This window comes from Streptomyces sp. 2114.4, assembly GCF_900187385.1.
In the GTDB taxonomy this organism is placed as follows: Bacteria; Actinomycetota; Actinomycetes; order Streptomycetales; family Streptomycetaceae; genus Streptomyces; species Streptomyces mooreae.
In genome coordinates this window covers 5,573,911-5,586,678 of sequence record NZ_FYEY01000001.1, presented here as the reverse complement: position 1 = coordinate 5,586,678, position 12,768 = coordinate 5,573,911, and the positions used below count along the sequence as shown (strand labels likewise).

The following is a 12,768-nucleotide window of genomic DNA, read 5'->3' as shown; positions in this document are numbered from 1 at the left end:
GCTGTCCCCTCACACCCTGTGCATTTGACGGTCCTGGGTGACGTTAGCGCTCGTGGGCGATCGTTTGGCGGGTAAGAGATGCGCGTCACGCCCGCCCGTCGCCCGACCACCGCCCCGTAACGAGGCGCTTCGGGCCACGGCGCCGATTATCCATGACGGACGTCACACCGCCGGGACCTCCGGGCGGCGTGCGGAAGGGGAGCGCCCGCCGTCAGCCGGTCGCCCGTACGGCGTAGTTGAGGACCTTCTCCCCCAGTAGCTCCGCCATCTCGTCGAGGAGGACCAGAGCCTCGCGGGAGACCTCGGCGGGCTTGCGGCCGGCGAGCATCTGGTGCGTGATCCAGCCCATCAGGCTCTGGTGCACCCAGCCGATCTGGCCCGCCATCAGGCCCGGCAGCGGATCGTCGGCCGCGGCGCCGGTCTCCTCCCGGAGCGTTTCCTCCAGGTTGAGGTGGGTCTCCTGCTGCATGTACCAGAGGCGGGCCTTGAGGGTGGGCGCCCCGTGCACCACCCGCATGAACTGGTCGTAACCCTCCATCAGGCCCACCCGCGGCGAAACCGCCTCGACCTCCTCGCGCAGCTCCCGCAGCACTGCGGCGGCCGCCGACTCCCCGGCCCCCCGGCCGCGCACAAAGCGCGAGAGCCGGTCCACGATGCCCTTGCTCCGGTCGAAGAAGAGGTCTTCCTTGGCCGGGAAGTAGTTGTAGACGGTGTTCACGGAGACATTCGCGGCCTCGGCGACCTCCGCGATGGTCACCGCGTCGAAGCCCCGCGCCAGGAACAGGCCGGTGGCCACGTCCGAGATGTACTGGCGGGTCTGCCGCTTCTTCCGCTCCCTGAGCCCTTCTGCCATGCCCTCACCCTACCCTTCTTTGGGCTCCATGAAATTTTGGGGGCGTTGCAATTTTTCAGTCACTCTGTTTTTCTGTGAGCATGTCCGTCATCCACACGTCCGGGCTAGCCCGGACCTTCACCACCCCACGCGGCACCGTCGAAGCGGTACGCGGGATCGATCTCACCGCCGAGCGCGGCGAGATCCTCGGCTTCCTCGGCCCCAACGGCGCCGGGAAGACCACGACCCTGCGGATGCTCACGACCCTGCTGGCGCCCACCGGAGGCACCGCGACCGTCGCCGGCTGCGACCTCGTCCGCGATCCGGCGGGCGTACGCCGCGCCGTCGGCTACGTCGCCCAGTCCGGCGGCGTCGACCCCCATGTCTCGCTGCGCGAGGAGCTGGTCACCCAGGCCCGCCTCTACCGCCTCGGCAAGGCCGAAGCCCTGGCCCGTGCCGAGGAGTTGGCCGCCGACCTGGGCCTGGACGAACTGCTCGACCGCAAGACCGCCACGCTCTCCGGCGGCCAGCGGCGCCGGCTCGACCTCGCCATGGGGCTCACCCACCGTCCCCAGGTGCTGTTCCTCGACGAGCCGACCACCGGGCTCGACCCGGGCAGCCGCGCCGATCTGTGGGACCTGGTCCGCCGGATCCGCACCGAACACGGCACCACCGTCTTCCTGACCACCCACTACCTCGACGAGGCCGATGCGCTGGCCGACCGGCTGGTGATCGTCGACAAGGGCGTGGTGGTCGCGGAGGGCACTCCGGACGCCCTCAAGCGCGCCCACGCCGGCTCCCCCGACGCGTCCTTGCAGGACGCCTTCCTCGCCCTCACCGGGCGCGGCGCCGCACCCCACGACCCGGCCCCCGTCGCCATCTAGGAGCCCCCTTGTCCACCTCGCCCACCTCGTCCCCCTCATCTCCCTCCCCCTCCCCCTCCTCGTCCCCCTCGCCCATCTCCCTCTCCTCCCTCCTCTCCGACACCGCGCTGATCTTCGGGCGGTACGCCCGCCAGACCCTGCGCTCCAGGCTCCAGATGCTCTTCGGCGTGCTGATGCCGCTGCTGTATCTGCTCTTCTTCGGGCCGCTGCTGACCGATCTGCCGCTGTCCTCGTCCGGCAGCTCCTGGCAGGTGCTGGTACCCGGGCTGTTGCTCCAACTCGCCCTGTTCGGGGCCTCGTTCTGCGGTTTCGGCATCATCGTCGAGAAGCAGTACGGGGTCGTGGAGCGGATGCGGGTGACGCCGGTGAGCCGACTGGCCCTGCTGCTGGGGCGGGTGCTGCGGGACGCCGCGCTGTTCGTCTTCCAGGCGGCGCTGCTGGTGCTGGCCGCGCTGGCCATGGGGCTGCGGGCACCGCTGCCCGGCATCCTCATCGGCTTCGCGTTCGTCGCCGTGCTGACCGTGGCGCTGGCCTCGCTGTCGTACGCACTGGCGCTGAAGGTCAGCACACCGCAGGAGTTCGGACCGGTCATCAACGCCGTCACCATGCCCTCGATGCTGCTGTCCGGGCTGATGCTGCCGATGTCGCTGGGGCCCAAGTGGCTCGATGTGCTGTCGCACTTCATGCCGTTCCGCTATCTCGTGGACGCGGTGCGCGCGGCCTTCGTGGGCTCCTACGCCTCCTCGGCCGTGCTCTACGGCGTGCTGGTGGCGGCCGCCTTCGCCGCCCTGTCCGTGACCTACTGCACCCGGGTCTTCCGCAGGTCCGCGGCGTAGGCTCGCACCATGGTGAATCTGACGCGCATCTACACCCGCACCGGCGACAAGGGCACCACCGCCCTGGGCGATATGAGCCGTACCGCCAAAACGGATTCGCGGATCTCGGCGTACGCGGACGCCAACGAGGCCAACGCGGCGATCGGCGTCGCCCTGGCGCTCGGCTCGCTCCCCGAGGACGTCGCGGCGGTGCTGCTGCGGGTGCAGAACGACCTGTTCGACGTCGGCGCCGACCTGTCGACACCGGTGGTGGAGAACCCGGAGTTCCCGCCGCTGCGCGTCGAGCAGAGCTATATCGACAAGCTGGAGGCCGACTGCGACCGCTTCCTGGCCGAGCTGGAGAAGCTGCGCAGCTTCATCCTTCCCGGCGGTACGGCCGGCGCCGCGCTGCTGCACCAGGCGTGCACGGTCGTCCGCCGCGCCGAGCGCGCGACCTGGGCCGCCTTCGAGGAGCACGGCGAGACCATGAACCCGCTGACGGCCACCTACCTCAACCGCCTCTCCGACCTCCTGTTCATCCTGGCCCGTACGGCCAACAAGGAGGTCGGCGACGTGCTGTGGGTGCCCGGCGGAGAGCGCTGAGCGGCCACCGGCACCCGGCCCGAACGCCTCTTAGCGCAGCGTCTTCTGCTGCGGCCGAGGCGCCTTTCCGGGGACCTTGGTCCGGCCGCGCGGGTCCTTCTTCTGCCAGATGAGGTAGGTCAGCGCGATCACCGCGTGGATGCTGACGATCTTCAGCGAGGTGCCCTGCCACTCGTGCAGCGAGGCCGTGTCACCCCCGTCCCCGACGTACACGATCGCGGCCTGCAGCAGCCCGCACGCGACCACGGCCATCAGCACCGTGCGCAGCAGGAGCTTCCCCTCGTGCTTGGCGTAGTCGAGTCCGTACCGCTTCACCGGCCGCGGGCCGCCGGCGAAGCGGTACGCGACGTGCCCGTCGACCCACTTGATCGTGTAGTGGCCGTAGGCGACCGTGAAGCCGATGTAGACGGCGGCCAGGCCGTGCTTCCAGTCCGCCGGCGCGCCGTTCTTGAGGTCGATCGCCGTGACGATCAGCAGGATCAGCTCCAGCAGCGGCTCCATCAGGAGCACCGCCGCCCCGGTCCGCGGCATCTTGGCCAGGTAGCGCAGCGCCAGGCCGAGGGCCAGCAGCACCCAGAAGCCGACCTCGCAGGCGATGATCAGCGCGACGATCACGGCTGTCTCCTTTCAGGGCTCTCCACCGAACACCTCAAGCCTTCCAGCGGCCGGCGCCCGCCACGTCGTCGCGCGCGATGATCCGGACTGCATCTTTCGATGTAGCGCACGGCCTTCGGGGATGCCCCGGACATGGGGGCAGCGGACCCCGGCGCCGTGTTTGATGGAGGGGTGACCGCCAGATCCCCCGCCGCGCCCGGCCGGCCGCACCGTCTCGATGTGCTCATCGCGGGCGGCGGGCTGCTCGGCGGACTGCTGCTCTGGGCGATGAATCTGCACGGCGGACCCTCGCGCCTGGGGCTGTCCCCCTCGCTCACCCTGGTCGCACTCACCGTGATGTCGGTGGCGGCGCTGATGCGCCGCACGGCCCCGATGGCGGCGCTGGCCCTCGCGGTGCCGGCCCTGGCGCTGGACATCGCTGCCGGCACCCTGGTCGCCACCGTCCTGATGTTCACGGACGTCGTCTATGCGGCGGTCCTCTACGGACCGGCGAACGCGGCCCGACGGATCCCGCCGCACTCCGTCCTGGTCACCGTCCTGGCGGCCATCGCACTGACCGCGGCCTGGCAGGACCCGCAGGTCGTGATGGTCATCATCAGCATCGCGCTGATCACCATCGCCCCGGCCTGGACCGGCTTCATCATCCGTAACCACCGCGACGCCGCGCAGGCCGCGCAGCTGCGGGCCGAGCAGATCGCGCTGCTGGCCGAGATCGACCGGACGCAGGCCGTGGTCGGCGAGCGGGCCCGGATGGCACGCGAGCTGCACGACATGGTCGCCAACCATCTGTCCGCCATCGCCATCCACTCCACCGCCGCGCAGTCCATCGACGACCCGACGGCGACCAGCGAAGCGCTCGGGGTGATCCGTGAGAACAGCGTGCAAGGTCTGGCCGAAATGCGCCGTCTGATCGGGCTGTTGCGGGACCCCAAGACGGCCGACGGGGACGAGGAGCCCGCGGCGACCCCCACGCTCGATGGGCTGGACGCCCTGATCGACCAGGCCCGTACGAGCGGCGGCAGCAGCGGACTCACCTTTGAGCTGGAGGACGCCCGGAGCCCGGAGGGGCCCGGAGCCGGACCGAAGCCGACGGCGCCGGTCGCCCTGGCCGCGTACCGCATCGTCCAGGAGTCGCTGACCAACGCGCTCAAGCACGCCGCACCCGGCGAGGTGCGGGTGCGCCTGGCCCATGACCGCGGCGGGGTGCTCACCGTCGCCGTCCGCAGCCCGTACGCCGACCGCCCCGGCCCCCGTGCGCCCGGCTCCGGCAGCGGCCTGGTCGGGATGCGCGAGCGGACCGCCCTGCTGGGCGGAGCATTCGAGGCCGGCCCGGAGAGCGGGCCGGCCGGCAGAGTCTGGCTGGTGCGGGCAGCGCTGCCCGCCGCCGAGGAGGAAGAACAACGATGACAGGCGCCGACGCGCAGCCGATCCGGGTTCTCGTCGCCGAGGACCAGTCCGCCGTACGGGCCGGACTCGTCCTCATCCTGCGCTCCGCCCCCGACATCGAGGTGGTCGGGGAGGCCGAGGACGGCGAGGAGGCGGTACGGCTCGCCCGCGAGCTGCGCCCCGCCCTCGTCCTCATGGACATCCAGATGCCCCGCCTCGATGGGGTCTCCGCCACCCGGCAGGTGGTCGCCGAAAAACTGGCGGACGTGCTGATACTGACCACCTTCGACCTGGACGAATACGTCTTCGGGGCGCTACGGGCGGGGGCGGCGGGCTTTCTCCTCAAGGACAGCGACGCGGCCGCGCTGCTGACCGCGGTGCGCACCGTGGCGTCCGGCGAGGGACTGATCGCTCCGGCAGTGACCCGGCGGCTGATCGCGGAGTTCGCCAGTCCGCGTACGGCCCTCCGGAGGCCTGCCCGGGACGGCGGGACATTGGATCCGGCGGTCCTGGACCCGCTGACGCCGCGCGAGCGGGAAGTGCTGGGGTGCCTGGGGCGGGGGCTCTCGAACGCCGATATCGCGCTGCGACTGGCCATGGCGGAGGCCACCGTGAAGACACATGTCAGCCGCCTGCTGGCAAAGCTGGACCTGCGCAGCCGGGTGCAAGCGGCCGTACTGGCACAGGAGTTGGGGGTGGACGGGCCGTAGGGGGCGAGGCGGGCCCCGGAGGGGTGGCGCGGCGGCGACGCACAAGGCCGCGGCCGCGGAGCCGTAGGGGCCGGCCGAACGCATCCCGTAGGGGACGCACGGCCCCCTTGCGGGGCCACAATCCGGCAGCGACCGAGGATATTCCCCGGCCCACCCGATTCAGGCCACGTTCACCCTCCCCCAGACTTCGTCCGGGGGCACCCCCATCCAGCGAGACGCTTTTTTCTAAGCCACATTGACTCTCTGGCCGGGCGGGGCCGCCTCCAGCCAGGCGAGGAAGCCGGTGAGCGCGTCCTCGCTCATCGCCAGTTCCAGGCGGGTGCCGCGGTGCCGGCAGGCGAGCACGATGGAGTCGGAGAGCAGCGCCAGCTCTTCCTCACCCTGCGGGGTGCGGCGCTCCAGGACCTCGATGGCGGAGCGCTCCAGGAGGCGGCGCGGCCGGGGCGCGTACGAGAACACCCGGAACCATTCGACCCGGTCGCCGTTGTAGCGCGACACACCGTAGATCCAGCCCTTGCCACCGGTCTCGTTCTCCGGCACATGCCAGCGCAGACTGCAGTCGAAGGTGCCACCGGACCGCTGGATCAGCCGCCGCCTCAGTCCGAAGACGAACAGCCCCAGCAGCACCAGGACCACGACCACGCCGCTCACAAGCAGAGCGAGGACCATCTCGACCGACCTCCTCGCCTCGATGGGGGTTCCCCCGCGCCGGTCGGGCGTGGAGGAGAGTAACGCATCTGCATTGCCTCAGCCGCGGGCCGCTCCGGACAACTCCGGGCAGCCCGCGGCTGAGGATCGATCTCGTCGGCGACGGGGCTCAGTGAACGCCCGTCACCGCACGCAGCCGGACATCGGCGCGACGCTCGGCGGCCGCGTCAGCGTCCGACTTCGCTCGCTCCAGGGCCCGCTCAGCGCGCTGGACATCGATCTCGTCCGACAGTTCCGCGATCTCCGCGAGCAGAGACAGCTTGTTGTCGGCGAACGAAATGAAGCCGCCGTGCACCGCGGCGACGACGGTGCCGTCCCCGCTCTCGCCGGTCGTACGAATCGTCACCGGGCCCGACTGCAGCACGCCGAGCAGCGGCTGGTGTCCGGGCATGACGCCGATGTCGCCCGACGAGGTGCGCGCGACGACCAGGCTGGCCTCGCCGGACCAGACCTGACGGTCCGCGGCGACCAACTCGACGTGCAGCTCAGCCACGATGGCTCCTCGGGTCTCCACCTGCCTGGCTCGGCAGATGTTGGGTCAAATACTAGTGGTCGTACGGGCCGGGGGCGGCCAGGGCCGCCCCCGGGACCGGTGCCGGGGTCAGGAGACGCCCAGCTCCTTGGCATTGGCCTTCAGGTCCTCGATGCCACCGCACATGAAGAACGCCTGCTCGGGGAAGTGGTCGTAGTCGCCGTCCGCGATCGCGTTGAACGCGGTGATCGACTCGTCGAGCGAGACGTCCGAGCCGTCGACACCGGTGAACTGCTTCGCCACGTGGGTGTTCTGCGACAGGAACCGCTCGATACGACGGGCGCGGTGGACGGTGAGCTTGTCCTCCTCGCCGAGCTCGTCGATACCCAGAATCGCGATGATGTCCTGGAGGTCCTTGTACTTCTGCAGGATCGTCTTGACGCGCGAGGCGCAGTCGTAGTGGTCCTGCGAGATGTAGCGGGGGTCCAGGATCCGGGACGTCGAGTCCAGCGGGTCGACCGCCGGGTAGATGCCCTTCTCCGAGATCGGGCGCGACAGAACGGTGGTCGCGTCCAGGTGGGCGAACGTGGTCGCCGGCGCCGGGTCGGTCAGGTCGTCCGCGGGGACGTAGATCGCCTGCATCGAGGTGATCGAGTGACCACGGGTCGAGGTGATGCGCTCCTGCAGCAGACCCATCTCGTCCGCCAGGTTCGGCTGGTAACCCACCGCGGACGGCATACGGCCGAGCAGCGTGGAGACCTCGGAACCCGCCTGGGTGTAGCGGAAGATGTTGTCGATGAAGAAGAGCACGTCCTGCTTCTGCACATCGCGGAAGTACTCCGCCATGGTCAGACCGGCCAGGGCGACACGCAGACGGGTGCCCGGGGGCTCGTCCATCTGACCGAAGACCAGCGCGGTCTTGTCGATGACGCCGGAGTCCGTCATTTCCTCGATGAGGTCGTTGCCCTCACGGGTGCGCTCGCCGACACCGGCGAACACCGACACACCGTCGTGGTTGTTGGCCACGCGGTAGATCATTTCCTGGATCAGAACGGTCTTGCCGACACCGGCACCACCGAACAGACCGATCTTGCCGCCCTTGACGTACGGGGTGAGCAGGTCGATGACCTTGACGCCGGTCTCGAACATCTCGGTCTTGGACTCGAGCTGGTCGAAGGTCGGGGCCTTGCGGTGGATCGCCCAGCGCTCGGTGACCTCGGACGCCGCCTCCGGCTTGTTCAGGATCTCACCGAGGGTGTTGAACACCTTGCCCTTGGTGATGTCGCCGACGGGGACGGTGATCCCGGTGCCGGTGTTGGTCACCGTGGCCTGGCGGACCAGACCGTCGGTGGGCTGCATGGAGATCGCACGGACCAGGCCCTCGCCCAGGTGCTGGGCGACCTCGAGGGTCAGGGTCTTGAGCTTGCCCTGCTCCGCCGGGTCGGCGACCTCGACGGTCAGCGCGTTGTAGATGTCCGGCATCGCGTCGACGGGGAACTCCACGTCGACGACCGGGCCGATGACCCGGGCGACGCGGCCCGTTGCCGTGGCCGTTTCAACAGTGGTGGTCATAGTGGTCAGTCACTCCCCGCGGTCGCGTCGGCCAGAGCACTGGCGCCACCGACGATCTCGCTGATTTCCTGGGTGATTTCGGCCTGTCGGGCCGCGTTGGCAAGCCGCGAGAGCGACTTGATGAGCTCTTCCGCGTTGTCGGTCGCCGACTTCATCGCACGACGCGTGGCGGCGTGCTTGGAGGCGGCGGCCTGCAGAAGCGCGTTGTAGATCCGCGACTCGACGTACCGCGGAAGCAGGGCGTCGAGGACGTCCTCGGCCGACGGCTCGAATTCGAACAGCGGAAGGATCTCGCCCTTGGCCGACTCCTCCGACTCCGCCACCGCCTTGTCGAGGCTGAGCGGCAGCAGCCGGTCGTCGAGCGCCGTCTGCGTCATCATCGAGATGAACTCGGTGTAGACGATGTGGAGTTCGTCCACGCCGCCCTCGGCGGTGTCCTGCTGGACAGCGTCGATCAGCGGTGCGGCGATCGCCTTGGCGTCCGCGTACGTCGGGTTGTCGGTGAAGCCGGTCCACGACTCCACGACCTTGCGCTCGCGGAAGCTGTAGTACGACACCCCCTTGCGCCCGACGATGTAGGCGTCGACCTCCTTGCCCTCGGCCTTGAGCCGCTCGGTGAGCTGCTCACCGGCCTTGAGGACGTTGGAGGAGTAGCCGCCGGCCAGACCGCGGTCGCTCGTGATGAGCAGCAGCGCGGCCCGCGAGGGACGCTCCGCCTCCGTCGTCAGCGGGTGCTGGGTGTTCGAGCCCGTGGCAACCGCTGTCACCGCGCGGGTCAGTTCACTCGCGTACGGCGTCGACGCCGCCACCTGGCGCTGCGCCTTGACGACGCGCGAGGCGGCGATCATCTCCATCGCCTTGGTGATCTTCTTGGTCGCGGTGACGGAGCGGATGCGACGCTTGTAGACCCGGAGCTTGGCTCCCATGGATCAGGTCCCTTCCGTCGTCACTTGCTGGTGCCGGCCGGGGCGTCCTCGCCGAGCAGCTTGCCGTCCGAGGTCTCGAACTGCCGCTTGAAGCCGTCGACGGCCTCGGCGATCGCGCCGATGGTGTCGTCGGACATCTTGCCGCCCTCGCGGATGCTGGTCAGGAGGTCCTTCTTCTCCCGGTGCAGGTGGTCGAGGAGCTCCCGCTCGAAGCGGCGGATGTCCTCGACCGGAACGTCGTCCATCTTGCCGTTGGTGCCGGCCCAGACGGAGACGACCTGGTCCTCGGTGGCGTACGGAGCGTACTGACCCTGCTTGAGCAGTTCGGTCATCCGCTTGCCGCGCTCCAGCTGCTGCTTGGAGGCCGCGTCCAGGTCGGAACCGAAGGCGGCGAAGGCCTCCAGCTCGCGGTACTGGGCGAGGTCCACGCGGAGCCGGCCGGAGACCTGCTTCATGGCCTTGTGCTGGGCCGAGCCACCGACACGGGAGACGGAGATACCCACGTTCAGCGCCGGGCGCTGGCCCGCGTTGAAGAGGTCCGACTCCAGGAAGCACTGGCCGTCGGTGATGGAGATGACGTTGGTCGGGATGAACGCCGACACGTCGTTCGCCTTGGTCTCGACGATCGGCAGACCGGTCATCGAGCCGGCGCCCATCTCGTCGGAGAGCTTGGCGCAGCGCTCCAGCAGACGCGAGTGCAGGTAGAAGACGTCGCCCGGGTAGGCCTCACGGCCCGGCGGACGGCGCAGCAGCAGGGACACGGCGCGGTAGGCGTCGGCCTGCTTCGAGAGGTCGTCGAAGATGATCAGGACGTGCTTGCCCTGGTACATCCAGTGCTGGCCGATGGCCGAGCCGGTGTAGGGCGCCAGGTACTTGAAGCCCGCCGGGTCGGACGCCGGGGCGGCGACGATGGTGGTGTACTCCAGGGCGCCGGCCTCCTCCAGCGCACCGCGCACGGACGCGATGGTGGAGCCCTTCTGGCCGATGGCGACGTAGATGCAGCGGACCTGCTTCTTCGGGTCGCCCGAGCGCCAGTTGTCGCGCTGGTTGATGATCGTGTCGACGGCCAGGGCGGTCTTGCCGGTCTGGCGGTCACCAATGATCAGCTGACGCTGGCCACGGCCGATCGGCACCATCGAGTCGACGGCCTTGTAGCCGGTCTCCATCGGCTCGTGGACCGACTTACGGACCATGACGCCCGGGGCCTGCAGCTCCAGGGCGCGGCGGTCCTCGGACTCGATCTCGCCGAGGCCGTCGATCGGGTTGCCCAGCGGGTCGACGACGCGGCCGAGGTAGCCCTCGCCCACGGCGACCGAGAGCACCTCACCGGTGCGCTGCACCGGCTGGCCCTCCTCGATGCCGCTGAACTCACCGAGGACCACCGCACCGATCTCGCGCTCTTCCAGGTTCAGCGCAAGACCGAGCGTGCCGTCCTCGAACTTCAGCAGCTCGTTCGCCATTGCCGAGGGAAGGCCCTCGACCTTCGCGATGCCGTCTCCGGCCTCGCTTACCGTGCCGACCTCCTCGCGCGAGGCCGCGTCCGGCTTGTACGCCTGGACGAAGTTCTCCAGCGCGTCCCGGATCTCCTCCGGCCGGATCGTGAGCTCCGCCATCTGGGTTCCCTGCTCTCCTTGTTGGGCCCGAAGTTACTTGCGGGTGTCCGGGGGTCTGTCCCCCAGGGGGTTTCCGCTTACGGCCCAACTCGGGCCGCCGTCATGCTTGTGCTGGTCCCCGGGGCTTCGCCCGGACCGCAAGCCGGACCGTGTGGTCCGGCCGGCTGGTCCGGCGTCCGACCGCCGGTTGTGCAGCTCTTGAGTTGGTGTGGCTGGGTCAGCCGGCCATCCGCCGGTCCGCCTCTTCGAGGCGCGCCGCGATGGTTCCGTTGATGACCTCGTCGCCGATCCGGACCTGGACTCCGCCGAGGACCTCGGGGTCCACGTCGAGGTTCAGGTGGACCTGCCGTCCGTACAGCTGCGCCAGGGAAGCGCCCAGGCGCTGCCGCTGCCCTTCACTGAGGGGCACCGCGGAGGTGACCACCGCGACCATCCGGTCCCGGCGGCTCGCCGCCAGCTTGGAGAGGGCGTCGAGCCCCGCTTCCAGGCTACGGCCCCGCGGCTGTACGACAAGACGGATCACGATGCGCTCGGTGACCGGGTTGGCCCGGCCGCCCAGCAGCGCACGCAGCAGCTCCGTCTTGGCCGCGACCGTCGCGTTCCGGTCGGTCAGCGCACCGCGCAGCTCGCCGTTGGAGCTGACGATGCGGCCGAACCGGAAGAGCTCGTCCTCGACGTCGTCGAGCTGGCCGGCCCGCTGCGCGGCGACGAGGTCGGCGCTGTAGGCCAGCTCCTCGAGCGAGTCGGTCAGGTCACGCGAACCCGACCAGCGGGCGCGGACCATGCCGGACACCAGGTCGACGGCCGGGCCGCCCACCTGGTTGCCCAGCAGTCGTCCGGCCAGTTCGGCGCGCGCTTCGGCGGCCTGCGCCGGGTCGGTCAGGACCCGACGCAGCGACACCTCGCGGTCGAGCAGAGCGGTGACGGCAGCCAGCTCCTCGGCGAGCTTCGCGGCGTCGACGGAGGTGTCATCCGTCAGCGCGTTGAACTGCTCGCGTGCGGAGGCGAGTGCCTCGCGGCTCGCTCCGTTCATCGTCCGGCCTCAGCCTTCGTCGCGTCGGACGCCGCCTTGGCCTCGACGTCGTCGAGGAAGCGGTCGATGGTCCGGCTCTGCCGGGCGTGGTCCTCGAGGGACTCCCCGACGAGCTTGCCGGCCAGGTCGACGGCGAGCTTGCCCACGTCCTGGCGCAGCGCCTGCGCAGCCTGCTTCCGGTCCGCCTCGATCTGGGCGTGACCGGCAGCGATGATCTCCTCGCGCTGCCGCTGGCCCTCGGCGCGCATCTCAGCAATGAGAGTCGCACCCTGCTCCTGCGCCTCCTGGCGCAGTCGCGCGGCCTCGTGGCGGGCGTCGGCCAGCTGTGCCCGGTAGTCCGTGAGTACCTGCTGAGCTTCGGCCTGAGCCGCCTCGGCTTCCTCCATGCGGCCTTCGATGAGCGTCCGGCGCTCTTCCAGAACCTTGTTGATGTTCGGGAGGAGCTTCTTGGCCAGGATGCCGAAGACGATGAAGAAGGCGATCAGGCCGATGACCAGCTCTGGAATCGGCGGGACCAGGGGGTTCTCGGGAACCTCCGCCGCCATGTTCGCCAGGGCGTTCACATCAGTGCCTTCCGTCTGAATGGGATAGTCGAGGGG

14 protein-coding genes are annotated in these 12,768 nt (G+C 69.8%); 5 read left to right on the top strand and 9 right to left on the bottom strand.

All coding sequences use genetic code 11. The annotated features are described in order from the left end of the window. Positions 1–211: 211 nt before the first annotated feature. Positions 212–853, bottom strand: a complete 642-nt coding sequence (locus tag CFW40_RS24755; RefSeq protein ID WP_088800068.1) for a TetR/AcrR family transcriptional regulator — start codon at positions 851–853, stop codon at positions 212–214. 80 nt (positions 854–933) lie between these two features. Here CFW40_RS24755 and CFW40_RS24750 point away from each other — a divergent pair, with 80 nt between their 5' ends. The 3 genes from CFW40_RS24750 to CFW40_RS24740 all read left to right on the top strand — a co-directional run bounded on the left by CFW40_RS24750 (position 934) and on the right by CFW40_RS24740 (position 3,134). Beyond that, on the top strand, positions 934–1,716 hold the full coding sequence (locus tag CFW40_RS24750) for an ABC transporter ATP-binding protein (protein WP_088800067.1): 783 nt from the start codon (positions 934–936) through the stop codon (positions 1,714–1,716). Between the two features lie 74 nt (positions 1,717–1,790). Next, positions 1,791–2,552 carry an ABC transporter permease gene (locus tag CFW40_RS24745; protein ID WP_088802351.1) on the top strand — a complete coding sequence of 254 codons (762 nt, stop codon included), beginning with the start codon at positions 1,791–1,793 and terminating at the stop codon, positions 2,550–2,552. Positions 2,553–2,561: 9 nt separating this feature from the next. Continuing rightward, entirely contained in the window at positions 2,562–3,134 is a 573-nt protein-coding gene (locus CFW40_RS24740; RefSeq protein WP_088800066.1) for a cob(I)yrinic acid a,c-diamide adenosyltransferase, read from the top strand. A 30-nt stretch (positions 3,135–3,164) separates the two neighbouring features. Here the strand turns inward: CFW40_RS24740 and CFW40_RS24735 are convergent, their stop codons facing one another. Next, complete coding sequence (locus tag CFW40_RS24735; protein WP_088800064.1) at positions 3,165–3,749, bottom strand: hypothetical protein; 585 nt, start codon at positions 3,747–3,749, stop codon at positions 3,165–3,167. A gap of 132 nt (positions 3,750–3,881) precedes the next feature. On the opposite strand from CFW40_RS24735, the gene CFW40_RS24730 reads away from it, so the two are divergent. Together CFW40_RS24730 and CFW40_RS24725 are read left to right on the top strand one after the other, a co-directional pair. Beyond that, positions 3,882–5,156, top strand: coding sequence for a sensor histidine kinase (locus CFW40_RS24730; RefSeq protein WP_088800062.1), 1,275 nt, complete (start codon positions 3,882–3,884; stop codon positions 5,154–5,156). Then, positions 5,153–5,845, top strand: a complete 693-nt coding sequence (locus CFW40_RS24725; RefSeq protein WP_088800061.1) for a response regulator transcription factor — start codon at positions 5,153–5,155, stop codon at positions 5,843–5,845. Before CFW40_RS24730 ends, CFW40_RS24725 begins: the two co-directional genes overlap by 4 nt. 225 nt (positions 5,846–6,070) lie before the next feature. Here the strand turns inward: CFW40_RS24725 and CFW40_RS24720 are convergent, their stop codons facing one another. From CFW40_RS24720 to CFW40_RS24690, 7 genes are all read right to left on the bottom strand, one after another. Continuing rightward, positions 6,071–6,514 carry a DUF2550 domain-containing protein gene (locus CFW40_RS24720; protein WP_088800059.1) on the bottom strand — a complete coding sequence of 148 codons (444 nt, stop codon included), beginning with the start codon at positions 6,512–6,514 and terminating at the stop codon, positions 6,071–6,073. 148 nt (positions 6,515–6,662) lie between these two features. Further along, positions 6,663–7,046: a F0F1 ATP synthase subunit epsilon gene (locus tag CFW40_RS24715; protein WP_018087383.1), complete on the bottom strand. Its 384-nt coding sequence runs from the start codon at positions 7,044–7,046 to the stop codon at positions 6,663–6,665. 108 nt (positions 7,047–7,154) lie between these two features. Beyond that, complete coding sequence (gene atpD, locus CFW40_RS24710) at positions 7,155–8,597, bottom strand: F0F1 ATP synthase subunit beta (RefSeq protein WP_088800057.1); 1,443 nt, start codon at positions 8,595–8,597, stop codon at positions 7,155–7,157. Between the two features lie 5 nt (positions 8,598–8,602). Beyond that, on the bottom strand, positions 8,603–9,523 hold the full coding sequence (locus CFW40_RS24705) for a F0F1 ATP synthase subunit gamma (protein ID WP_088800056.1): 921 nt from the start codon (positions 9,521–9,523) through the stop codon (positions 8,603–8,605). Positions 9,524–9,543: 20 nt separating this feature from the next. After that, on the bottom strand, positions 9,544–11,136 hold the full coding sequence (atpA, locus tag CFW40_RS24700; protein ID WP_088800053.1) for a F0F1 ATP synthase subunit alpha: 1,593 nt from the start codon (positions 11,134–11,136) through the stop codon (positions 9,544–9,546). A 217-nt stretch (positions 11,137–11,353) separates the two neighbouring features. Continuing rightward, a complete protein-coding gene (locus CFW40_RS24695) occupies positions 11,354–12,169 on the bottom strand; it encodes a F0F1 ATP synthase subunit delta (RefSeq protein ID WP_088800052.1) in 816 nt (271 codons plus the stop codon). Then, positions 12,166–12,732, bottom strand: a complete 567-nt coding sequence (locus CFW40_RS24690; RefSeq protein ID WP_088800050.1) for a F0F1 ATP synthase subunit B — start codon at positions 12,730–12,732, stop codon at positions 12,166–12,168. Before CFW40_RS24690 ends, CFW40_RS24695 begins: the two co-directional genes overlap by 4 nt. Positions 12,733–12,768 lie beyond the last annotated feature (36 nt).

Coding starts and splice junctions, on each gene's coding strand:
- CFW40_RS24755 (WP_088800068.1), bottom strand. CDS start 853: ATGGCAGAAGGGCTCAGGGAGCGGAAGAAGCGGCAGACCCGCCAGTAC.
- CFW40_RS24750 (WP_088800067.1), top strand. CDS start 934: ATGTCCGTCATCCACACGTCCGGGCTAGCCCGGACCTTCACCACCCCA.
- CFW40_RS24740 (WP_088800066.1), top strand. CDS start 2,562: ATGGTGAATCTGACGCGCATCTACACCCGCACCGGCGACAAGGGCACC.
- CFW40_RS24730 (WP_088800062.1), top strand. CDS start 3,882: ATGGGGGCAGCGGACCCCGGCGCCGTGTTTGATGGAGGGGTGACCGCC.
- CFW40_RS24725 (WP_088800061.1), top strand. CDS start 5,153: ATGACAGGCGCCGACGCGCAGCCGATCCGGGTTCTCGTCGCCGAGGAC.
- CFW40_RS24720 (WP_088800059.1), bottom strand. CDS start 6,514: ATGGTCCTCGCTCTGCTTGTGAGCGGCGTGGTCGTGGTCCTGGTGCTG.
- atpD (WP_088800057.1), bottom strand. CDS start 8,597: ATGACCACCACTGTTGAAACGGCCACGGCAACGGGCCGCGTCGCCCGG.
- CFW40_RS24705 (WP_088800056.1), bottom strand. CDS start 9,523: ATGGGAGCCAAGCTCCGGGTCTACAAGCGTCGCATCCGCTCCGTCACC.
- atpA (WP_088800053.1), bottom strand. CDS start 11,136: ATGGCGGAGCTCACGATCCGGCCGGAGGAGATCCGGGACGCGCTGGAG.
- CFW40_RS24695 (WP_088800052.1), bottom strand. CDS start 12,169: ATGAACGGAGCGAGCCGCGAGGCACTCGCCTCCGCACGCGAGCAGTTC.